The organism is Shewanella sp. (assembly GCF_047975355.1).
GTDB lineage: Bacteria > Pseudomonadota > Gammaproteobacteria > Enterobacterales > Shewanellaceae > Shewanella.
Map to the genome: position 1 here is coordinate 220,010 of NZ_JBKEDJ010000006.1, position 21,040 is coordinate 241,049.

Below are 21,040 nucleotides of genomic sequence, written 5' to 3' on the forward strand. Positions count from 1 at the left end.
TTACTCCCCTCTTAAGCTATCAACTCGATTGCAAATGGCGCTAGTTTAGCAAGCGAAGGGGATGAAGGTCTAATGCTGAAAAGGGATGAGAAACCTAACCCAAGATCGATAAAACATAGGCCAAACCAAGCAAACTCAAGCCGTGGGCACTCAGGGATAGAATCCATAACCGTTCGGCGGGTGAATATAGTTATTTCATTAATTAACATTAACTTAGTTTAATGATTTTAAGGAAAATAATTGCACATTTCTCAATCGGCTTAGGAATTATTGAAAAGCATCGTCTACACTCAAGGTGACTATTAGTCAGCTCAATAACTCCAAACATAAGGGATGCGCTTATGGACTCTGCATTTAATACCGCTGGTGCCTTAGGTTGGCATGAACTCAGTACCCACGATACCGAAGAAGCCATGCGCTTTTATGGCGAAGTGTTTGGTTGGCAGTTTAGAACGGTAAAAATGCCCCATGGTCAGTATCATCTCATTGAAAATAAAGGTGTTGGTATTGGTGGGATTACCGATAATCTGATCCCCGCACTCCCTTGTCACTGGACGGGTTACGTCACCGTTGCCGATGTGGATATAGTGGCGATCAATGCGAAAAAACTCGGCGGTGATATTCTCTTTGGCCCAGAAGATATTCCCAAAGTGGGTCGTTTTTGTTGGATAAAAGATCCACAGGGTGCCATTATCGCGGCGATAAGTTATCTTTCAGCATAATCAGCGCTGAATACCTGTGCCTTCTCAGCGTTGATAAACGGCGTGAATATCAGTCGAACAGTTACAAAGCACAAAAATGTTGCTGCTGTGAATCTAGGTTTATAACTTACTTATCGCTTATAACCCTAATCAGTTACTACAAGGTAATACTCAGATTTAATTGGAAAAATTCAAAACAAATCATGCACTCTTAAGCATTATTCGCTAAAATGGCCGCACTTACTGATAGATTTAGCGCCAGCGTGCGTATTGGAGCCTTAATCTCACTATGTTGACTCAGCTATCACGGTTAAAAATCGCCTTTTTTAGCCGACCTCGATACCAACAATTTCTCGTCTATTTAGCGATTACCTACTTAAGTTATCTTATCGTCCTTGGATTTGTGCTTCCCAAGACCATAGTGTCGTTTGCTCCTGAAAAGCTTACTGAAGTATTGGGCCGTCCTGTAACGTTACAGGATATGCGAATTAATCCTTTTACCTATCGAGTCAATATCGAGCAGCTCGAAGTTAAAGAGAAAGATAATCAAGCCTTTGCCGGACTATCTCAGCTGCAATTTGAAGTGAATTTTTGGCAGTCAGTCTTTAACCAAGCTGTCGTGATTGACTATATCCAGCTGCAAGGCCCCTTTGTCAATGTCAGTCGTTTTCAAACACAAGGGGTAACTCGGTTCAATTTTGACGACATTATCACTCGCCTTAATCAGCCTACGCCTCCTAGCGAGCCAGAGACAACCGCTGAAAATACTCGCCCGCTACGCGTTATCTTAGGCGAGTTCAGCTTAACGGCGGGTAAGGTCAAATTTGACGATAAAATCACACAAGCTTTGGTTGATTATCCCAATATCAATTTCAAACTTAGTCAGTTAGATACTGAGTATCTGATGACGACCAGTCCCACAAGCCCTTTGAATGGCAAAGCGATTGAAGTTGCTGTAACAAACAATGCCAGTGCTAACACTGCAACTACTGTCGCAACCCCTCCTAACGTGCTACATAACCAATTTGTCGCCCAGTTGCAGGATGCCCATGCGGGTGAAGTCAGCCTCGCCGGGCAATTCCAGCTCTTTCCCTTTAAGCTTGTTGGCGATGTACAACTCGCAAAACTGAAACTCGCTCCCCTATGGCAATTTGTTGCCGACCAATTCAATGTGAAACTGGCTGCGGGTGAGCTCAGTATCAACAGCCATTACCAAGTTGAGTTACCAGAGGACGGAGATTTACAACTCACGGCCGAGCGTGGCCAAGTCATTGTAGAGAAAGTCGATTTACTCAATGGTGACCAATCCGTTATTGACTTACCCCTACTGGCGATTGATGGCGTTAACCTCAACCTTGCTAAGCAGCGCGTCAACATCAAGCAAATCCACAGTGAAGGCTTAAGTCTTAAGGCCAAACTGGATGAACAAGGCATCGATTTAGCACAGCTTTTAATGCCAAAATCTATGGTCACAAGCACCAGTGCCACAGCGCCTAGCGCTGCAGAAACTCAAACTGCAGCAGACACGACATCTGCTTCGCAAGCCACGGATACGAGTGCCACTGAACAGCAAGATGCTTGGTTAGTCACACTCGGCGGGCTGAGTATCGAAAACTACGATATTCAGCTTGAGGAGCGTAAGCTCACCCAAACCGCGCTGCAATGGCGTGTTTATCCCCTTAATTTTGCGACACAAGCCATAGTGAGCGATTTAAAGTCGCCCATCGAATATGAACTCTCCTTTGGGTTGAATGATAAAGGACGCTTTATCTCCAAGGGGCAAGTCGATGTGCCGGGCGAAGTCATCAGTGCCAACCTTAAAGTCGAGCAGCTCGCCTTGGCCCAATTCCAACCGTACCTTGCGCCCTATGTGAATATGCAGCTAAGCAGTGGTCTATTCAGCAGTAATGGTAAGCTCAACGCCGATGGTAAAGGCAAAGCCATTTATCAGGGCAGTGTAGAGCTGGATGATTTGGCCATCCTCGACAGCATTCGCAAAGCCCCCTTGGTCAAATGGCAAAAAATGCATATTAATCAGCTCGATTTTGACCAACAGCTAAATAAAATTACTATCGACCATTTAAGCTTTAATCAACCTTACGCTAAGGTGGTGATTGCGAAGGATCGCACAACTAATATCAGTAATCTGATTGTTGAAACGCCTGCGACCGAGACGCCTAAGGCCACTGAACAAACGGCAAAAACAGAGGCAACAACGCAGGTTAGCCCCAATATCACGACTAAAAAGCCCGAGTTAAGCTTAGATATTCAGAAAATTAGCTTTAATCAAGGCTCGGCATTTTTCGCCGATAACTCACTCACGCCTAATTTTGCCTCAGGCATAGAGCAGCTTGAGGGGCATATCAGCCACTTATCTTCAAAACCCGGCACTAAGGCATCGGTCGATATTAAAGGTAAAATCGATCGTTATGCCCCAGTCACCTTAAAAGGGGATATTAACCCTCTGCTGGATAAACCTTATCTTGACTTAGATCTGGTGTTTAAGAGCGTCGAGCTGACCTCAGTTAACCCGTACTCGGGCACCTATGCAGGTTATTACATAGATAAAGGCCAACTATCCTTGGCTCTCAACTACAAACTGGAGCAGAACCAACTCAAGGGCAGCAACCACTTAGTGATTGATCAGCTCAAACTGGGTAAACGCAGTAACAGTGACTTAGCCACCAGTTTACCTGTAACACTAGCGATTGCCCTGTTGCAGGACCGCCACGGCGTGATTGATCTCGGGATGGAAGTGTCTGGCGATTTAGATTCACCCAGCTTTAGTGTGGGCGGCATTATCATGACAGCTATTACCAATGTGATCACCAAAGCCGTTACTGCGCCCTTCTCTTTTCTTGTCGGTCTTGTAGGTTCCGATGAAACCTTAGATAAGATCCCCTTCGAACCGGGCCAATATGAACTCACTCAGCGTGAGCAGGAAAGCTTAGATACTCTCGCCAAAGGCTTAGATGATCGCCCTATGCTCAAACTGAGCCTAGAGGGCAGCGTTGATGCTATCAAGGATAGCCAAGCAATTGCCGAGCGCATGATGAAACGCAAGCTGGCCACCCTGGCCAATATGCCACTGACAGAATTACCCACAGATCTCAGCCCAAGCCAATTCCCAACCGAAGGCACACTTGCCGATGCGCTGGTTAAACTGTACGAGCAGGAAGTAAAAACCGCTCCGGATGAGGTGAAAGATAATATTGTCGCCGAGGCTAAAGATGCTCCGCTGAGTAAAGAGGAGCTTACCACCCGTTGGCACATAGCGCTTTATAACCTCACGGTGAAAGCGCAAAACGTCAGCCAAGGTATGCTTGGTGATTTAGCCCAAGAAAGAGCTAAGTCAATTAAGGCCTATCTTGTTGACAATAAAGGAATCGTGCCTGAGCGGATTTTCCTGCTCGAGAGCCGTGTAACTCTTAACCAAGATGCGGCGCAGGTGAATATGAGCATCGAAGCGAACTAACCACATATCAGCGCATGAATAATAAAACGCCCAGTTCACACTGGGCGTTTTTATATCTAAATTCAATTCTCTGCCTCAATCTCAATCCCCTTGGCCTTACACATCCCTTAGGTTACACTCTGCGGCTTTATGCGAGCGAAATCACATTTCGCAAGTTGAATACCCTTTCGCACAGCCAATACTGCGGCGCGTTAACACACTTTTACTCGAGGTAGTTATGTTTATTATTCGCTGGATTTTAGGCCGGATCATTTTGTTACTTAACTTTGTCTTCGCTCCAAAGAAGCGTAAACGCCCACAGGCAGAACAACAACAGATCGATGCCCAGACCCAAGCACTGGCCTTATATCAGTACAATGCCTGCCCTTTCTGCGTCAAGGTGCGCCGCGCTATGCGCCGTCAAGGACTCAATATCCAAACTGTTGATGCAAAACAATCACCGCATAAGGATGAACTCATCGCCCAAGGCGGTAAACAACAAGTCCCCTGTTTACGTATCGAAGAGAATGGCCAAGTACAATGGCTGTATGAGTCTAAGGAAATCATTAACTACTTAGATCAACGCTTTGCCTAAACTCAATGCGCGCCCGATGGCGCGCTTTTTATTTACGCCTTTCTTTACTTGCGCCACAGATATTCGCGATCAGAATAGTCAAACAACCATTGGGGTTGGTACACCACCAATAGCGTCACCGCCATCCCATTTAACAGCGCCTCAGGAAAAGCTAACAGCGGGATTAACATCAGATAGTTATCAATCAATACGCCCCAGTCGTAATCCATTGACCACCAAAGCCAAAATGCCCAACTGAGTTGGTGAAAAACCGTCGACAACCCGGCATTAATAAAGGCGCCCACAAAAATAAACACAAAAATATGTTTAGGAAATAAATGATAACTACGGCTGTAGAGGATAAAAGCACAAAACAAAGGGATAGCGATGGCAAACAGACTAAATGCGCCAAACTCGGCGGGGTGCTTTAACACAAACACACTGAAAAAAGCACTCGGTAGCAGCAAGGCAACCGTGGCCAAACGCCAACCAAACATTAATAGACAAGTGACTATGCCTAAAAAATGTAAATGCAATCCCACTTGAATACTGGCATTAAGCAACCACAGGGTATTCACCGCAATCAGGGTCAATAACAGCCGCCATTGTAAGCCTTTGTCCTTCAGCACTTGCTGTAGCTCCTCCTTAGGCCAAATGGCATAAATCCACAGCGCCAGTAGCAACAGACTCAAGCACTGCAACGGGCTGATATCCCATTCGATTTGTGCAAAACGATTCGCCCAAAAGTCCAACATGAAAAAGGCTCCCTCAGTACAGCGCCATTCGGCGTGATAAAGCGGTAAAGATAATCACGGTATACGAGAGTCAGTATATCGTGAATAAAACCGATAATTGCATGATATTTGGCGGCATATTAAGGTATTCTTCGATAAGTGAATCATCTAAGAGTAATCCCTCATATGCCATTAAGATCGATAAGTCTGACACTGTTGAGCTGCTTTATCCTACTCGCCTGTAGCAGCGCCCCGATAGATCCCGTTGAATTTGCAGGTAAGTTTAAGGATAAACTCACAACCGATCTTCGCGCCGATGGCCTTAAACTCTTTACCTATCAAGCCGGTTTAGCCGAAGACAAATCGAAAAAAGAGAGTGCCGATCGCCCATTTCCCCATGAGGAGCGCATGCGCCAAGTCGCACAAGATCCCAGAGAGCAACGTCGTAGTCGCAAAGAACAGGCTGAGTCACTCGAGATCTGGGGCAAACAGGTAGAACTAGGGCTAGAAAAAACCTTAGAAATGACGGGCTATTGCCGCGAGGGTTATTTCGAATTGAGTCGAAATATTGAATCGGGACGCGGTGAAATTCGCGGAGAATGTAAAGAAGGCGCCACCGAGGAAGATAAACAAAAATTCGTGCGCTATTAAACTAATGTTAAGGGCGAGACCATCGCCCTTATCTCAAAGAGTATGCCGTTAAGAAACTCATCTTAAACCACAAACTGCCGGCCAATCGATCTCAGTCTCTGTGGCACACTGGTTTGATTTCGAAATCAAACCGCTTCGTTTATGGGTAACGCACGGTTTTCGAGTAACACAGGAATCCCGTCCGTGATCGGATAGGCTAATTTGTCTGCCTTACAAATCAATTGCTGCGTTGTTTTATCGTATTCCAATTTTCCCTTACATACAGGGCAAGCAACTATGTCTAACAGTTTTTTATCAAACGCCATGGGATTTTCCTTGTTTAGCTGCAGCCACTGAGCGTAAACGACTCAGCAACTGTTGATCAAATTGTGGCGATAGCTTGGCATCCACAGCCAAATACCACCAGTTTTCTTGTGCAAAATCGCGACATTTAACCGCATCTTTTTCTGTCATCATCAGCGGCCGAGATGCTGCGAGGTCACATAATACTTGTTTATCGTAGGCTTGATGGTCGTCAAAGCCATGGGATAATGCGAGTTGAAAGCCCTGCTGGGTTAACGTCTCAAAAAATCGCGCGGGATGACCAATGCCTGCCATCGCGACCACAGGTTGAGTTGGGTCAAACACGGCCAAAGCCTGAGGATTAACGGGTAACACCGCGCTCGGGCTCAGTTGCATCTCGTATTGATTGGGCTGCGCAGGCCCACCATTCACCACCACAAAATCCACTTGGTTTAGGCGCCAAGCACCTTCCCTTAGCGGCCCTGCGGGAAGTAAATGCCGATTCCCTAAGCCTCGCTTGCCATCAATGACCACCAGCTCAATGTCGCGGCCGAGGGCGTAATGCTGCAAGCCATCGTCACAGATAATCACATCTACGGCAAACTGTGCCAGCAACGCCTTGGCGGTATCGACACGCTTCGCCCCCACTACCATAGGCACGCCAGTGCGCGTCACTATCATGGCGGGTTCATCGCCTACCTCGGTGGCAGCATCCTTTGCGGTCACCACTTTAACCCCTTGGATATCCGCACCATAACCACGACTAATGACGCCTGGGTTAAACCCATGTTGACGCAGCAGTTCAATCAAATAGATGACTGTGGGCGTTTTACCACTGCCGCCAACGGTGATATTCCCCACTACGATAATGGGTACAGGCAAGTTGGTTTGGGATTTGAGTCCAAACCGAAAAAGACTGCGGCGGATAGCCGTAATCAAAGCGAATAGCACCGAAAAAGGCAGTAAGAGCCACCGCAATGGGTGGCCCTCGTACCAAATTTTATTCACCAGTGCCTGCATTTAGCTACCAAACTGCATTTGGTATAACTTGGCATACATGCCGCCAAGTTCCAGAAGGGATTTGTGAGTACCGCGTTCTACGATACGGCCTTGATCTACCACTAAAATTTGGTCGGCACTTTCGATGGTAGATAAACGGTGGGCAATCACGACCGAGGTACGATTCTGACGTAAATTGTCCAACCCTTGCTGAATGGCTTTTTCAGATTCAGTATCGAGTGCTGAGGTTGCCTCATCGAGGATCAGCACTGGCGCATCACGCAGCATAGCGCGGGCAATCGCGATACGTTGTCTTTGGCCACCCGATAATAACACGCCGTTTTCACCTACTTGCGTATCTAAACCTTCAGGCAATTGCTCGATAAATTCCATCGCATGGGCCAAAGTCGCCGCCTGAATAATCCGCTCACGGGTCGCTTCACCCGGATAGGCATAAGCGATGTTATTGGCAATAGTATCGTTGAACAGTGTTACCTGTTGCGAAACTAAAGCCACTTGGCTACGTAATGACTTCAATGAGTAATCATAGATACTCACATCATCAAGCTTGATATCACCAGATTCTAAGCCAGTGTAAAAACGCGTCACTAGACTTGCGATCGTGGATTTACCCGAGCCAGAACGCCCGACCAAGGCTAAGGTTTGTCCTTGAGTGACTTCAAAATCAATTTTATCTAAGGCAAGACGCTCCTGCCCTTCGTAACTGAAAGAGACATTATCGAAACGTAAGTTGCCCTTAGCGCGCTTGACGGAATAGGTTCCGGTATCGGACTCAGGCAAAGTGTCTAACAGTTCAAAAACAGTGGTACAAGCCGCGATACCGCGCTGAAATTCAGCATTGACTCGAGTAAGGTTTTTGATGGGCTGTAGCATGGCCATCATAGCGCCGAGAATGGTCGCGAAGGTACCTGCGGTCAGATCAGCTTTCATGCTGTCGAGGCTCGCCGCATATAGTACAAAGGCCAAAGCAAAGGAGCCAATCACCATAATAAGCGGTTGGCTAACCGCTTGCGCGACCGCAAGTTTCATATTTTGATGACGGTTTCTGTCATTAATTTTGGCAAAGCGAGCCGTTTCGGTTTCTTGTCCACCGAAGGCCAACACGTTTTTATGGCCTTTGATCATCTGCTCGGTTGCCGCACTGACATCGCCCATCGCCGTTTGGATTTGTTTTGACACTTTACGGAAACGGCGACTCACAATAGTGATCACAAGCCCCATAATTGGGCCGATCACTAAGATACATAGAGAGAGCTTCCAGGAGTTATAAAACATCAACCCCAGCATACCGATAACAGTTACACCGTCACGGACAATCGAAATCAAGGCACTGCCGGATGCTCGAGCAATTTGCTCGGTGTCGAAGGTAACTTTTGAAATCAGATTACCAGTGTTTTCCTTATCCATGTAGCTCACGGGCAAACTCAGATAATGTTCGAACACTTGCTGGCGCATATCCATGATCAAACGGGCACTCATGTAGGAGATGCCATAGGTGGATACGAAGTTTGCAAAGCCACGCAGGGAGAACATTAAAATAACCACTATCGGCGCCATTAATAGCACTTTATTATCGGCATGAAAGCCTTGGCTAGTGGGGAGTGCGATACCGTTACTGATCGCTGGTGTACTGCTGGAAAACCCTTTATCGATAAAAGGACCAATAAAGGAAATAAAGGCTGCGTCAACAAGCCCGTATACAATCAGGCCGAAAACTGAAAGCAAAAACATGCCCTTCATCGGTTTGAGATAGCCCAGTAATCGTTTGAAAACTGTCCACATTTCGTCTTTAGGAGATGCTGTCATTGAAAACACTAAATTATGGCAAAGTGGTCATTCTACTCTGGATTAATCAAGTCACCAAATCTAAACAAGCGGTTATACCAAAATGGCGCTAAATCACGCCGATAGGTTTTCACCTCCAACCGCCCATTCGTAAAGATGACACTAATTTGGCCTTCAACCCCAGTCGTTAAATAGCTTATCTGCCGCGCCTGATAGCGCGCAACCACATCAGGCTTAGGGAAGCCATAACGATTGTTCAAACCTGCGGGAAACAGCACTAATTCAGGGGCTACGGCATCGATAAAGGCAGGAGTGGATGAGGTTCGACTGCCATGATGCGGCGCAATTAACACTTGGCTTTTAAGCTCAACACCAGCAAGCGATTGTGCTATCAATAGGGCTTCGGTTTTCTTCTCTATATCCCCGCTGAGTAACAAGCTGTGCGCGCCATTATCGATCCGCATTACGCAGGAGGCGTTATTTCCGCCAGTCGCCGTCAGCGGGGAAATAAAGCTTAACTTTAATTGTTGCCACTGAATTTGCTTTGGCAAACAAGGCATACCATCTAAGTGAGCCACATCGGTTATCCAGTTAGCCCTTGGATAGTTTTTTGCTAGCACCTTGGCGCCGCCAGCATGGTCGTTATCGCCATGGCTCACGACAATATAATCCACCTGAGCCAATCCTCGACTATTAAGAAACGGGATAATCACCCGTTCACTATAGCTAAAATCTTCACCAAAGGCGGCGCCTGTATCATAGATGAGTGCCCGGTTATCCTGCTCAATCACCACGGCTAATCCCTGCCCAACATCGAGTAGATGCAGTACCCATTTGGGCGAAGTTGGTTCTGTAGTACGCTGTAAAATTAATAAAATGAGTGGGATAAACAGCATGGCTATGGGTAAATGCCAAAGTCCATATTGACCTTGATGCGGAATATAGCGCCATAATAGCAGCGCCAAGAGTGCACACAGGCCGCCCGCTAATAATGTCTCGGAAACTGCATACCAATGGGCAGGTAAATCGCCGCTGAGTTCGAGTAATTTGCCATAGGGTAATAATGTTAAATCGGCCAGATTGAATAATCCGAGCCATGATTGCCCAAAAAGCGTGCCTATCCACCAGATAATAAAAGCCAGCATCGACATCGGGATAACGATAAGACTAAACCAAGGCACCACCAGCATATTCATCCAGAGACTATGCACACTCAGGCCGCCGAAAAAGATAGCTTGCACCAATCCTAATACCAGACTTAAACGCCATTGAATCGACCAGAATTGCGCTAATCTGATTCTCGCTCTCCCCATAAAAGTGGCTTTACTCTCAATGGGTTGGGCTACTGGCGCGCTTTCTAAGGTATATAAAATAATCGCGAGGGCACAAAATGACAGCCAAAAACCAGCACTCAAACAGGCAAGCGGATCGACTAATAGCACAATAAAGAGGGCAAATAACAAACGGTCCCAAGCACTCGAGTAACGCCTTAATAAACTCAATAACATGATCAATAAAATCATTACTAGCGCCCGTTGTGTCGAAACGGCAAATCCCGCTAAATAGCTATAAAACAAGGCGCTTGCTCCGGCGAGCGATAGCGCAATCACTAAATTACGCCGACTCGGATGTGCCGCTAATCGAGTGAGAAAAAACAAAATACAGGTATACACCCAAGCGGTGATCACCGATAAGTGTAATCCAGAAATCGCCACTAAATGCCCAGTTCCCGTTTGCCTCAAAGCCTGCCATTTGCTGGCCGATATCAGTTGCTTGTCCCCCAAAATGAGTGCCAACAAAATATCCCCCTGCGCTAATATCGACAGCTTAGGAGCTAACTGCTCGATGAGATGATTTCTTAACGAGAAATTTGATGTTTGTAACTTGCCATGGAGAACTCTTCCCTTACCCACAATATGCTGGCTAATCAATTGCTTTTGTTCGTTGTAACCGCCTTGATTCAACACGCTAGAGATGCTTTTAGGCATCAGGGTAAAAGACCAAACTTGCCCGACTTGCAGCGTCTCTGGGGATTGCCAGGTCAAACGCAATTTAGCCCTTGGCCCAAAGATTAAATTTGGTTTATCGACAATAATATCGAAGCTAACCCAGTCGCTGTTTTGACTAACTAGTGATATGATTTCGCCCCTCATGTGAATTGGCTGTTGCGATAAAGGAAGCTCCTGCCGAGATAAGACTAAGCAAAACCCCGTAAGCCAACACATCGCAAAAAGCACACCTGACAAACTAGGTGCTTTTTTGAATACGATGAGCGCCCCAAGGCAAAGGTAGGGTAAACAACCTATTGGCAGCAGCGAAGGCCACAACATCGCTGATAATAAGGTGGCACTAAAGCCAAAAATGAATCCATTCATAGTGAATTAAGTTAAGACAGCAATTTCAGCCTATGCCAAAAAAATTAATCAAAAAATATATGCCTAAGCCTGAAACCCTGCGTGAGCACAAACACCTACGCATTTTCGGTCGCTTGTTACATAACCCTAACCTGTGGGCGCTCAATCGTCGCTCTGCCCCGGGCGCATTTGCTATAGGTTTGTTCGTTGCTTGGATCCCTATGCCCTTTCAAATGGTGGCTGCCGCCGCCTTTGCCATCCTCTTTAAAGTCAATATCCCCGTATCCGTCGCGCTAGTGTGGATCACAAATCCCCTGACCATGCCCGTTATGTTTTATGGGGCCTATTTATTGGGCGCCAAAATACTAGGCCATGCACCACAGGAATTTGCCTTTGAAGCCAGCTGGCAATGGATTGAATCTTCATTAGCGACTATTGGCCCCGCATTTTTGCTCGGTTGCTTGGTTTTAGGCGTCGTTTTTTCCGCCGTGGGATACCTGACGATCAGTAATCTCTGGAAATACTCCATTATGTTTAAATGGCAAAAGCGTAAGACAAAATAGTTTTCAGAGCACATTGCCGGCGATTCATATTGCTCGAGCGTATCGCACCTAAGTATATTTCTGAGATGCACATATTTTAGATAAGTGGTTTAGTAACACAGGCTTAACTTGTTGTATTAAAAGATTCGCTCGCCCAACTATTCAACAAGTTAAGCAACATCCTCCAGTACTCCCCCTCTTTATCTTCCCTTGTAAAACTCGCCGCTGACTAAACTTATAAGCGTTAATTCAGCGTCTTATATCCCCCACACTAGATAATTATCTCGCGATGATAACGAGGAAAGTTAACAACAATCATCACACTAGACTCACTGTTACTCATAAGGAGATATATACATTCATTTTATTTGCAGCTTAAAATATTCCCATGCTAACCATCACTCCCCATATTTATGCTAAATATTGATGAACCCGCACACCTACAACCTAAAGTGGCCTTGTTTCGCTTAGGTTTTAGACCCTTTTTCCTATTTGCCAGCCTGTTTAGCCTCTTAAGTTTAGGCATATGGGGCGGCTTGCTTTCAGGCAAATTTTCGCTCCCAAGCACACTCAATCCACTCTGGTGGCATGGTCATGAGATGATTTTTGGTTTTGTCTGCGCAGTCGTGGCAGGTTTTTTACTGACAGCCGTACAAAACTGGACCGGACGCCCAGGCATTAAGGGCTTGCCCTTGGCAGGACTATTTATGGTGTGGTTGCTGCCACGGTTTTTGTTTATCTTGCCCTTCAGCATTCCGCTTACCGCCATCATGGCTATCGATCTGTTATTTTTACCGCTTACCGCCACCTTGTTAGCCATTTCGGTGATAGAGGTACGCCAGTGGCGTAACTTTGTGTTTATCCCCATCCTCGGTTTACTCACAGTATTTAATGGGATGAGTTATTACGGCTTAACCACCAATCAATTGAACTGGATGAATAACGGACTTTATGCAGCTGTAATACTGGTCGCAGTAATTGTTGCGCTCCTTGGTGGTCGAGTGATCCCATTTTTTACCGAGCGCGCGACAAAGTGGCAAAAACAATCTCCTATCCCTGCGATAGAGTATTTAAGTTTTGCGAGCCTGATGGCACTCGCCGTTAGCCTCTTTTTAGCAGACACCTTGTTGACCCGTATCTTTGCGGGTATAGCAGGTTTAGTGCTCTTATTTCGCTGGTCTCGCTGGGGATGGCGCGCGAGCTGGTCTGTGCCGCTGCTATGGTCACTTCATTTAAGTTACTTGTGTATACCGATAGGATTAATGCTGATTGCAGCCGGATTACCACTTTCCGTCGGCATGCATGCCATTACCGTGGGAGGGCTTGGCGGGATGATTTTGGCAATGATGTCACGGGTATCACTAGGGCATACGGGACGTTCCCTTACACCGCCCCGCCCGATGGTGCTGGCTTTTGCCTTAATCCTCTTAGCGACTGTGCTTCGCGTCTTAGCGGGCATACTCAGCGCTTGGTTTATCGAACTCATGCTTACCGCCATTGCGTTTTGGATTCTGGCGTTTGGCTGTTTCTGCTACTGCTACGGGCCGATGCTTTGTCGCGTGCGGGCCGATGGTCGCCCAGGCTAGAAAGCAGCGTCTAAAATCTCAGCGCTTTAATTCTGTGGCTCAACGAGCAATTGTTATCTTGTGAATTGAGTCACAGAGAATCGCGCCTCTTTTCCCTACCTAAGGTATTTTTACTGTTACTATTTATAAAAATATTCAGTGGGGAGTGCCTATGCCATTTTATCGTCAATACGGTGCTAAGGGCTTAAAAGCCGTTGAGCATCTAGTATTAATCATCATTGCGATTGCGACCGTTGTCGCTATCGGTCAAGAGATAGTTCATGTCTTCAACGTAGGCGCCGTTGCGCTTGCTGATCTACTGTTACTGTTTATTTACCTCGAAGTACTCGCCATGGTGGCCAACTACGCCGAATCGGGCAAATTACCCGTACGTATGCCACTGTATATCGCCATTGTCGCCCTTGCCCGATATTTAATCTTAGATATGAAGAGCATGGATGACTGGCGAATTACGGCCATTTCACTCTCAACCTTGATCTTAGCGGCAACGGTTATCGTTATCCGTTGGGGCCAATTAAAAATGCCCTACCCTAAAAATCAAGAATACGATAATTAACCCTCCGGCGCGCCATTGCCAACCAAACGCAATGGCGCCATGCTCCTGCCACTAAAATCCCGACCTAAGACCTCGCTTTCACATTGGTATTCTGCCAAAAAGCAATTATGCTAGTTTTACTGAGATCAATTATTTACGGGGCAATTGAGTTATGGGTGACCATCCAACAGGATTTGAAGAAAAACGTGGGTCGCTTCGCGTTGATATGGAAGCCGAACGTGTACTTTTACATTGGACTGACAATGACGGAGTTAACCATACCGACCAAGGCGTATGCATCGATTTAGCCCGTCGAGGTATTCTGTTTGATTACAAAAAACCGTTCTCACTGGGTGATTTAGTTCAAGTAACCTTTAATCCTAATACCGACCATCAGAATAGTGTTAAAGGCCAGGTCTGCCGCTGCTCTAAACGTCATGATCAAAGTTATCATGTCGCCATGCAATTGCTTTAATTTCAATCCAGCTACGCAGGGTCGATTGAGCTGTTCTACACTGAATTAGTTAAACTATTCGTACAAGGGACATAGCTATGATATTGCTGGTGGGTGGTGAAAAAGGTGGCAGTGGCAAGAGTTGCCTCGCGCAAAACTTGGCGGTTTATATTAAACAAAAATTTGCCGCCAATGTGCTTATGGTCGACTGTGACCCACAACGTACTACATCCGATTGGATCCAAGCCAGAAACAACGACCCTAGCCTCCCTGCCATTAACTGTATCCAACTTTACGGCAAGATCCGTAACGATCTGCTCAGTCTCAACGAGCGTTTCGACTACGTCATCGTTGACTGCGGTGGCCAAGATAACCTTGCCATGCGTGCCGCCATGTCGGTGGCTACGTATGTGGTGATCCCCCTAAGACCAAAGCGTCGCGATCTGAAAACTTTGCCCCATATGGAAGACATGCTCAGCACCTGTAAGATGGTTAACCCCAAAATGGTGGCCACCATAGTGCTTACCCAATGTCCCGCGCTACCTACACAGGTAAAACGGATCCTTGAAGCGAAAGAGGTTGTCCAATCCTTTGGACTACGCGTGCTTAACTCGGTGACTTTCTGCAGAAATATTTACGATGACAGTGAGGAAAAAGGATCGTCCGTGATGGAAATAGAGCCAGATGGAAAAGCGGCCGACGAGATCCGCGCAATTGTGGATGAGCTGTTCACCTTACCTCCAGAAAATAGTTATGAGCTTAACTGATCTTAAACGCAAGAAACCCAAACAGGTCATCAAATCTGTTTCTGTTGATGATTTTATTGAAGATGCTAATAACTACGCTTTAGGTAAGGCGAGTCTTTTAAGCACTGCATCACTCGCGCAGCCTAAGGGCCTAGACAAAAAGTCCACTAAAATTTATCGCCACGCCACTTTCACCTTAACCGAAACCAGTATTTCTCAGTTGGATGTGCTTGCAAAGGAAACCAAAATCGCTAAGTCGCGTTTGCTGCGTATTCTGATTGATGAGTTCAGCCGAAGAAGCACAGAGGAACAACTGAGAGTGGTCAACAAAAGTAAGAAAGATGAAGCTTGACCGATAAGCTTAATTCTTCAAAAATCAAAAGTTAATATTTTAGTATTATTGCTTAGGTTTAAGATGGTCCCACATCAAAAACACCAATAATGCAATTCAGCTTGAAGGGTTAATCAATGACCACAGATTAATGTGGCCATTGATACCAACAAACTTGAGTTAGACGAGCTTGATCTCAACTGACGTCAGTTTGGTTGAACGTCAATTGGCTAGAATATCGCGAGCCCTCTTAATGGGAATGATTACACTGCCGCCCCGCAACCAGTGTCAAACCTTGCGCTGACTCCTGCATTTTTCCTTTACCAACCAATAAGCTAATGAGCTCTTCCGCCTTCAGATTTTCGGCGCTGCAGGTATGATAACGCGCAGTCTCACCAAAGGTTTGTGCCATCAAAGCAATAAACTCAGACTTTAAAAGCGGATTTTCTTGAGCTACCATCAGCGCCATAACGTCATGACCGTGAACAGAATCGGACATAGCCTCTCCAAAAGATGTAAATAAGATTAAGCTTTATATCCGAACTGTTGAATGTTAACCCTGATCTTGCGCACATTCTGCCGATTTCAACACCTGCGCTAACCGCGGTGATAATAAAGTGAGCCACTATGTCCTTGATCTTACTCCTGACCCAACAGATGTCACTCTACTTGGTGATAGTGTATTTGGTCAGTAAAACGCCGCTTTTTAAACTGTTTGCCGAAACAGCACCTCGCCTGCCCCATAAGGTGTTTATTTATCTTGTATTTTCGAGTTTTTGTATCATGGCGACCTATTTTGGTGAGCAGACCTCGGGGGCCATAGCTAATACTCGCGCCATGGGGGCCGTGTTAGGCGGCTTACTCGGCGGCCCTGTCACCGGATTTTTAGTCGGGCTAACAGGTGGTTTACACCGCTACAGCATGGGCGGCTTTACCGATTTAGCCTGCGCTATCTCCACCACCCTAGAAGGCCTCTCTGCAGGAATGATCAGCTTTTATCTACGTCGTGCGGGCAAGAGCGAGCTTATCTACAACCCGCTCTTAGTTTGCTTAGTAACCTTTTACGCCGAACTGATGCAGATGAGCATTATCTTACTGATTGCTCGGCCCTTCGATGATGCCTGGGAGTTAGTTAGACAAATTGCTCCACCTATGCTCTTGGTCAACTCCATCGGTGCGGCGCTGTTTATGAGCATGATCCGCGACCAAAAAACCATGTTCGATAAGCTCTCCTCCACCTTCTCGACCAAGGCACTAAAGATTGCCGAGCGTAGCGTTGGCTTACTCTCTAAGGGCTTTAACGAAGAGAGCAGTGGCAAAGTCGCGCAAATTGTGATTCAAGAGACCAATGTCGGCGCCGTTGCCATTACCGATCGTGAAAAACTCTTGGCCTTTATTGGTATAGGCGCAGACCATCATATTCCCGGCACGCCGATTTCCTCAAAAATTACCCTTGAGGCCATCAACCAGAACAAAGTGATGTTTGCCGATGGGGTGGAGATGCCCTATTCCTGCTCGATTTCGAGTCAGTGTAAACTCGGTTCGAGCCTTGTGATCCCACTTCGCAGTGATACCGAGGTCATTGGCACCATCAAGTTATACGAGCCTAAAAATAAACTTTTTTTAAACATTAACCGCACTTTGGGTGAAGGGATTGCGCGGCTATTGTCGAACCAAATTCTGTATGGTCGCTTTGAACAGCAACAAAATCTGCTCACCCAGGCAGAACTAAAATTACTGCAAGCTCAAGTGAATCCGCACTTTTTATTTAATGCACTCAATACCATCAGCGCGATTATTAAGCGTGATCCGGATATGTCAAAACAGCTGTTACAGCAGTTGTCGCAGTTTTTACGGATCAATTTAAAACGCACCACGGGTTTAGTTACGCTCGGGGATGAGCTCGATCACATCGCCTCCTATCTCACCATTGAGAAAGCGAGATTTATTGATAAATTACAGGTAAACATTGCTATCCCTGAGTCACTGTATCACTGCAAAGTACCTGCATTTACCCTTCAGCCCATTATTGAGAACGCCGTAAAACACGGTACCTCCCATATGATTGAGCAAGGGCAAATCAAAGTGACGGGCCGGATGGATGAACAGGTATTAGTCCTAGAAGTCACTGATAATGCGGGACTTTACCAACCCATTATTGGCTCTGAAGGGCTAGGAATGAATTTAGTCCATAAACGGATCCAGAACCTGTTTGGCGAGCAGTATGGCATCCAGGTGGAATGCGAGCCGGATGAGTACACCAAAGTCACCATCCGCTTACCCATAGAACATACGGAAACTAGCACGTGATCACTTGTTTAATTGTCGATGATGAATTGTTTGCCCGCGAAGAGCTTGCCGATCTGCTCGGCCAAGAAGCCGATATTGAGATTATCGGCCAATGCTCGAATGCGATTGAGGCACTGCAAACCATTGCCAAAGAAAAACCCCAACTGATTTTTCTCGATATCCAAATGCCGCGGATTTCAGGCATGGAGCTGATTGCTATGCTCGATCCTGACACCTTGCCGAAGATCGTGTTCGTGACCGCATTCGATGAGTTTGCTGTAAAAGCCTTTGATAATCATGCCTTTGATTATTTACTCAAACCCATAGATGCCGAGCGCCTCAGTCAAACCTTGAAACGAGTGCGGAAGGATCTCACGCCACAAGCCGTGAATCTAATCGCGCCATCGACACTGGAACATTTACCCTGTTACAGCGGCAGTAAGTTAAAAGTGATACCCATTCAAGATGTTGAATATGTGTTTAGCGATTTAAGTGGTATTCATGTTGCTTGTACTAAGGGCAAGGTCCATACCCAACTCACCCTTAAAGTGTTAGAAGAAAAAACGCCGCTGGTGCGGTGTCATCGCCAATATTTGATTTCGCCAAAGGCCATTGCCGAGATAGAACTGCTCGATACTGGCGCCGAAGTGACGACTTTGCTTGGTGACAAAGTGCCCGTGTCCCGCCGCTATCTCAAAAGTCTTAAGCAATTATTTGGCTTTCAATAGTCACAAAACCAACCGCTCATAGTCGTATCAGAACCTTTCAGGGCGGTTAATACTTATGAATGACATACGTATGCAACCGCTCACCCCATTCTATTGCCGCTGAGCCAGCATTATCGACCTCTCACTCAGTTAGCCCTGTTTTGTGTAAACAACATGTTTACACTCTGCACAACTCAAAATGGGGAGATAACTAAAATGATGTGGTTCCTGCTCTGCGTCGGTCTGTTGATCGGCGGTTATTTTATCTACGGTGCTTTTGTCGAAAAAGTATTTGGTATTAATGAAAAACGTCAAACGCCGGCGTTTAGCCAAACCGACGGCGTGGACTATGTACCTATGTCCAAGGGCAAAGTGTACTTAATCCAATTATTGAATATTGCGGGTGTGGGTCCAATCTTCGGCCCAATCCTGGGTGCGCTTTACGGTCCTGCAGCAATGCTGTGGATTGTGATCGGTTGTATTTTCGCTGGTGCGGTGCACGATTACTTCTCAGGTATGCTGTCGGTCCGTAACGGTGGCCAATCTGTGCCAAACCTTGCAGGTAAATACTTAGGTAAGAGCGCCAAACACTTTATGAACGTGTTTGCCATCATCCTGCTTTTACTTGTGGGTGTGGTGTTTATCTCTGCTCCAGCGGGACTGTTAGGTAAGTTAACTGGCTGGGATGTGAGCATTTTCGTCGCGATTATCTTCGTTTACTACCTGATTGCCACTGTGGTACCTGTCGATAAAATTATCGGCCGTCTGTATCCCTTCTTTGGCGCGTTGCTGTTCTTCATGTCGTTCGGTTTAGCCTTTGCGATCATATTATCGAGCGAACATACCCTGCTGCCTAATGTACAAGCTGGTGACTTCTTCCAAAACTTAAACCCTAAAGATATGCCACTGTGGCCTGCACTGTTTATCACCATTGCTTGTGGTGCGATCTCTGGTTTCCACGCGACGCAATCTCCACTCATGGCGCGTTGTGTTGAAAACGAAAAGAACGGCCGTTTCGTGTTCTTTGGCGCCATGATAGGTGAAGGTATCATCGCCCTACTCTGGTGTGCGATTGCACTGTCTTACTTCCACGGTGTTGAAGGTCTAAGCACTGGCATGGCGGGCAACCCTGCAAACGTAGTATACGAAGCCTCTACCGGTCTATTAGGTGCTGTCGGTGGCTTTATGGCCATCCTTGGGGTAATCATTCTGCCAATTACCTCAGGCGACACCGCTTTCCGCTCTGCCCGTTTGATCTTGGCTGAGTTCTTTAAAATACCACAGGTCGCGTTACCAAAACGTTTAGTCCTGGCCATCCCATTATTTGTGATTGGTGGTTTACTGACTCAAGTCGACTTCGGCGTAATCTGGCGCTACTTCGGTGTAGCTAACCAAGCGACCGCAGTATTAATGCTTTGGACGGCCTCCGCTTATCTGCTGCGTCATAACAAACTGCACTGGATCACTACCATCCCTGCTATGTTTATGACTACAGTGGTTATCACCTTCCTGCTTAACTCAGCAACTTTAGGTGCGGGCTTACCTATGACCCTGTCTACCATTGCAGGAACCATCTCAACCTTAGTGATCACTGGCTTACTCATTGTGAAAACCAAAGGTAAAGGTGAAATCGATAGCGATGACGAATTACCAGATGAAGCCTAATTTCTAGCAAAACCATGTAGAAATAACGCAATTGAAATTGAACGGGCACTGATAAGTGCCCGTTTTTTTATCTATCCCCTAAAGCCTGAGCCCATATTACTGGTATAATCCAGCCATTGTTCACGGCTCTATATTCAAGATGACTCAATCAAATAACCCATTACACGGCATCACACTGGAAACCATTGTCACCCAACTGGTCGAACACTATGGCTGGGAAGAACTCGGTGCTCGCATCAAAATCCGCTGTTTTACCGAAGATCCGAGCATCAAATCGAGCCTACGTTTCTTAAGAAAGACCGATTGGGCGCGAGAAAAAGTAGAATATTTATATTTAAAGACCAATAAACTGCCGTTGCCCGCCGCAAAATCATCCAACGCTCCGGCGAAAACACCGACCAAAAAGCCTACAAAACCAGCACAAAAACCTGCTCAGGCGAATGCTGCGGCATCGACAACGGATGGCCAGATCAATAGCCATATCTGGGGCAAGCGCGACTAATTTCGCGAGCACATTCAAAGCGTACTAATAAGAACAGACAAAAATGCGCGGGATAATTCACTCGATTATCCCGCGCATTATTTTTTAAGGGGTTTATCAGCTGGGTTAGCGTTTAGACTTTACCTTTA

General features: G+C 46.3%; 20 protein-coding genes. 14 read left to right on the plus strand and 6 right to left on the minus strand.

The features are described 5' to 3' along the window. Window positions 1-341: 341 nt before the first annotated feature. The 3 genes from ACK5NH_RS03690 to ACK5NH_RS03700 all read left to right on the plus strand — a co-directional run bounded on the left by ACK5NH_RS03690 (window position 342) and on the right by ACK5NH_RS03700 (window position 4,750). Complete coding sequence (locus tag ACK5NH_RS03690) at window positions 342-722, plus strand: VOC family protein (RefSeq protein WP_416917840.1); 381 nt, start codon at window positions 342-344, stop codon at window positions 720-722. 268 nt (window positions 723-990) lie between these two features. Then, complete coding sequence (locus tag ACK5NH_RS03695; protein WP_416917841.1) at window positions 991-4,176, plus strand: DUF748 domain-containing protein; 3,186 nt, start codon at window positions 991-993, stop codon at window positions 4,174-4,176. A gap of 217 nt (window positions 4,177-4,393) precedes the next feature. Beyond that, window positions 4,394-4,750, plus strand: coding sequence for a glutaredoxin family protein (locus ACK5NH_RS03700; protein ID WP_416917842.1), 357 nt, complete (start codon window positions 4,394-4,396; stop codon window positions 4,748-4,750). A 44-nt stretch (window positions 4,751-4,794) separates the two neighbouring features. Here ACK5NH_RS03700 and ACK5NH_RS03705 read toward each other — a convergent pair whose 3' ends face one another. Continuing rightward, window positions 4,795-5,484: an energy-coupling factor ABC transporter permease gene (locus ACK5NH_RS03705; protein ID WP_416917843.1), complete on the minus strand. Its 690-nt coding sequence runs from the start codon at window positions 5,482-5,484 to the stop codon at window positions 4,795-4,797. Between the two features lie 165 nt (window positions 5,485-5,649). On the opposite strand from ACK5NH_RS03705, the gene ACK5NH_RS03710 reads away from it, so the two are divergent. Continuing rightward, complete coding sequence (locus ACK5NH_RS03710) at window positions 5,650-6,114, plus strand: hypothetical protein (protein WP_416917844.1); 465 nt, start codon at window positions 5,650-5,652, stop codon at window positions 6,112-6,114. A gap of 125 nt (window positions 6,115-6,239) precedes the next feature. Here ACK5NH_RS03710 and ACK5NH_RS03715 read toward each other — a convergent pair whose 3' ends face one another. Genes ACK5NH_RS03715 through ACK5NH_RS03730 form a run of 4 tightly spaced genes read right to left on the minus strand, consistent with a single transcriptional unit; the run spans window position 6,240 to window position 11,576 of the window. Then, complete coding sequence (locus ACK5NH_RS03715) at window positions 6,240-6,419, minus strand: Trm112 family protein (protein ID WP_416917845.1); 180 nt, start codon at window positions 6,417-6,419, stop codon at window positions 6,240-6,242. Next, window positions 6,409-7,416, minus strand: coding sequence for a tetraacyldisaccharide 4'-kinase (lpxK, locus tag ACK5NH_RS03720; protein ID WP_416917846.1), 1,008 nt, complete (start codon window positions 7,414-7,416; stop codon window positions 6,409-6,411). Before lpxK ends, ACK5NH_RS03715 begins: the two co-directional genes overlap by 11 nt. Continuing rightward, window positions 7,417-9,222: a lipid A export permease/ATP-binding protein MsbA gene (gene msbA / locus ACK5NH_RS03725; RefSeq protein ID WP_416917847.1), complete on the minus strand. Its 1,806-nt coding sequence runs from the start codon at window positions 9,220-9,222 to the stop codon at window positions 7,417-7,419. A 32-nt stretch (window positions 9,223-9,254) separates the two neighbouring features. Next, the gene (locus tag ACK5NH_RS03730) at window positions 9,255-11,576 is read right to left on the minus strand and encodes a DNA internalization-related competence protein ComEC/Rec2 (protein ID WP_416917848.1); all 2,322 of its coding nucleotides are present in this window, start codon (window positions 11,574-11,576) and stop codon (window positions 9,255-9,257) included. Between the two features lie 32 nt (window positions 11,577-11,608). Between ACK5NH_RS03730 and ACK5NH_RS03735 the strand changes: the two genes are divergently transcribed. The 6 genes from ACK5NH_RS03735 to ACK5NH_RS03760 all read left to right on the plus strand — a co-directional run bounded on the left by ACK5NH_RS03735 (window position 11,609) and on the right by ACK5NH_RS03760 (window position 15,770). After that, window positions 11,609-12,118, plus strand: coding sequence for a DUF2062 domain-containing protein (locus ACK5NH_RS03735; RefSeq protein ID WP_011623178.1), 510 nt, complete (start codon window positions 11,609-11,611; stop codon window positions 12,116-12,118). A gap of 392 nt (window positions 12,119-12,510) precedes the next feature. Continuing rightward, window positions 12,511-13,683, plus strand: coding sequence for an NnrS family protein (locus ACK5NH_RS03740; RefSeq protein WP_416917849.1), 1,173 nt, complete (start codon window positions 12,511-12,513; stop codon window positions 13,681-13,683). A gap of 151 nt (window positions 13,684-13,834) precedes the next feature. Further along, window positions 13,835-14,239 carry a phosphate-starvation-inducible protein PsiE gene (locus ACK5NH_RS03745; RefSeq protein WP_011072739.1) on the plus strand — a complete coding sequence of 135 codons (405 nt, stop codon included), beginning with the start codon at window positions 13,835-13,837 and terminating at the stop codon, window positions 14,237-14,239. A 151-nt stretch (window positions 14,240-14,390) separates the two neighbouring features. Then, window positions 14,391-14,693, plus strand: a complete 303-nt coding sequence (locus tag ACK5NH_RS03750; protein ID WP_416917850.1) for a PilZ domain-containing protein — start codon at window positions 14,391-14,393, stop codon at window positions 14,691-14,693. A gap of 77 nt (window positions 14,694-14,770) precedes the next feature. Then, complete coding sequence (locus ACK5NH_RS03755) at window positions 14,771-15,439, plus strand: AAA family ATPase (RefSeq protein WP_011623182.1); 669 nt, start codon at window positions 14,771-14,773, stop codon at window positions 15,437-15,439. Further along, the gene (locus ACK5NH_RS03760) at window positions 15,426-15,770 is read left to right on the plus strand and encodes a replication protein RepA (protein WP_416917851.1); all 345 of its coding nucleotides are present in this window, start codon (window positions 15,426-15,428) and stop codon (window positions 15,768-15,770) included. Before ACK5NH_RS03755 ends, ACK5NH_RS03760 begins: the two co-directional genes overlap by 14 nt. Window positions 15,771-15,999: 229 nt before the next feature. On the opposite strand, the gene ACK5NH_RS03765 is transcribed toward ACK5NH_RS03760, so the two are convergent. Beyond that, a complete protein-coding gene (locus tag ACK5NH_RS03765) occupies window positions 16,000-16,248 on the minus strand; it encodes a YecH family metal-binding protein (RefSeq protein WP_416917852.1) in 249 nt (82 codons plus the stop codon). Window positions 16,249-16,376: 128 nt separating this feature from the next. On the opposite strand from ACK5NH_RS03765, the gene ACK5NH_RS03770 reads away from it, so the two are divergent. The 4 genes from ACK5NH_RS03770 to ACK5NH_RS03785 all read left to right on the plus strand — a co-directional run bounded on the left by ACK5NH_RS03770 (window position 16,377) and on the right by ACK5NH_RS03785 (window position 20,912). After that, window positions 16,377-18,059, plus strand: a complete 1,683-nt coding sequence (locus ACK5NH_RS03770) for a LytS/YhcK type 5TM receptor domain-containing protein (RefSeq protein ID WP_416917853.1) — start codon at window positions 16,377-16,379, stop codon at window positions 18,057-18,059. Then, on the plus strand, window positions 18,056-18,766 hold the full coding sequence (btsR, locus tag ACK5NH_RS03775) for a two-component system response regulator BtsR (RefSeq protein WP_011717493.1): 711 nt from the start codon (window positions 18,056-18,058) through the stop codon (window positions 18,764-18,766). Before ACK5NH_RS03770 ends, btsR begins: the two co-directional genes overlap by 4 nt. Before the next feature lie 195 nt (window positions 18,767-18,961). Next, window positions 18,962-20,410, plus strand: a complete 1,449-nt coding sequence (locus tag ACK5NH_RS03780; RefSeq protein ID WP_416917854.1) for a carbon starvation protein A — start codon at window positions 18,962-18,964, stop codon at window positions 20,408-20,410. A 139-nt stretch (window positions 20,411-20,549) separates the two neighbouring features. Next, window positions 20,550-20,912, plus strand: coding sequence for a VF530 family DNA-binding protein (locus tag ACK5NH_RS03785; RefSeq protein WP_416917855.1), 363 nt, complete (start codon window positions 20,550-20,552; stop codon window positions 20,910-20,912). The last annotated feature ends 128 nt before the right edge of the window (window positions 20,913-21,040 follow it).

Coding starts and splice junctions, on each gene's coding strand:
- ACK5NH_RS03690 (WP_416917840.1), top strand. CDS start 342: ATGGACTCTGCATTTAATACCGCTGGTGCCTTAGGTTGGCATGAACTC.
- ACK5NH_RS03695 (WP_416917841.1), top strand. CDS start 991: ATGTTGACTCAGCTATCACGGTTAAAAATCGCCTTTTTTAGCCGACCT.
- ACK5NH_RS03700 (WP_416917842.1), top strand. CDS start 4,394: ATGTTTATTATTCGCTGGATTTTAGGCCGGATCATTTTGTTACTTAAC.
- ACK5NH_RS03705 (WP_416917843.1), bottom strand. CDS start 5,484: ATGTTGGACTTTTGGGCGAATCGTTTTGCACAAATCGAATGGGATATC.
- ACK5NH_RS03710 (WP_416917844.1), top strand. CDS start 5,650: ATGCCATTAAGATCGATAAGTCTGACACTGTTGAGCTGCTTTATCCTA.
- ACK5NH_RS03715 (WP_416917845.1), bottom strand. CDS start 6,419: ATGGCGTTTGATAAAAAACTGTTAGACATAGTTGCTTGCCCTGTATGT.
- lpxK (WP_416917846.1), bottom strand. CDS start 7,416: ATGCAGGCACTGGTGAATAAAATTTGGTACGAGGGCCACCCATTGCGG.
- msbA (WP_416917847.1), bottom strand. CDS start 9,222: ATGACAGCATCTCCTAAAGACGAAATGTGGACAGTTTTCAAACGATTA.
- ACK5NH_RS03730 (WP_416917848.1), bottom strand. CDS start 11,576: ATGAATGGATTCATTTTTGGCTTTAGTGCCACCTTATTATCAGCGATG.
- ACK5NH_RS03735 (WP_011623178.1), top strand. CDS start 11,609: ATGCCAAAAAAATTAATCAAAAAATATATGCCTAAGCCTGAAACCCTG.
- ACK5NH_RS03740 (WP_416917849.1), top strand. CDS start 12,511: ATGCTAAATATTGATGAACCCGCACACCTACAACCTAAAGTGGCCTTG.
- ACK5NH_RS03745 (WP_011072739.1), top strand. CDS start 13,835: ATGCCATTTTATCGTCAATACGGTGCTAAGGGCTTAAAAGCCGTTGAG.
- ACK5NH_RS03750 (WP_416917850.1), top strand. CDS start 14,391: ATGGGTGACCATCCAACAGGATTTGAAGAAAAACGTGGGTCGCTTCGC.
- ACK5NH_RS03755 (WP_011623182.1), top strand. CDS start 14,771: ATGATATTGCTGGTGGGTGGTGAAAAAGGTGGCAGTGGCAAGAGTTGC.
- ACK5NH_RS03760 (WP_416917851.1), top strand. CDS start 15,426: ATGAGCTTAACTGATCTTAAACGCAAGAAACCCAAACAGGTCATCAAA.
- ACK5NH_RS03765 (WP_416917852.1), bottom strand. CDS start 16,248: ATGTCCGATTCTGTTCACGGTCATGACGTTATGGCGCTGATGGTAGCT.
- ACK5NH_RS03770 (WP_416917853.1), top strand. CDS start 16,377: ATGTCCTTGATCTTACTCCTGACCCAACAGATGTCACTCTACTTGGTG.
- ACK5NH_RS03780 (WP_416917854.1), top strand. CDS start 18,962: ATGATGTGGTTCCTGCTCTGCGTCGGTCTGTTGATCGGCGGTTATTTT.
- ACK5NH_RS03785 (WP_416917855.1), top strand. CDS start 20,550: ATGACTCAATCAAATAACCCATTACACGGCATCACACTGGAAACCATT.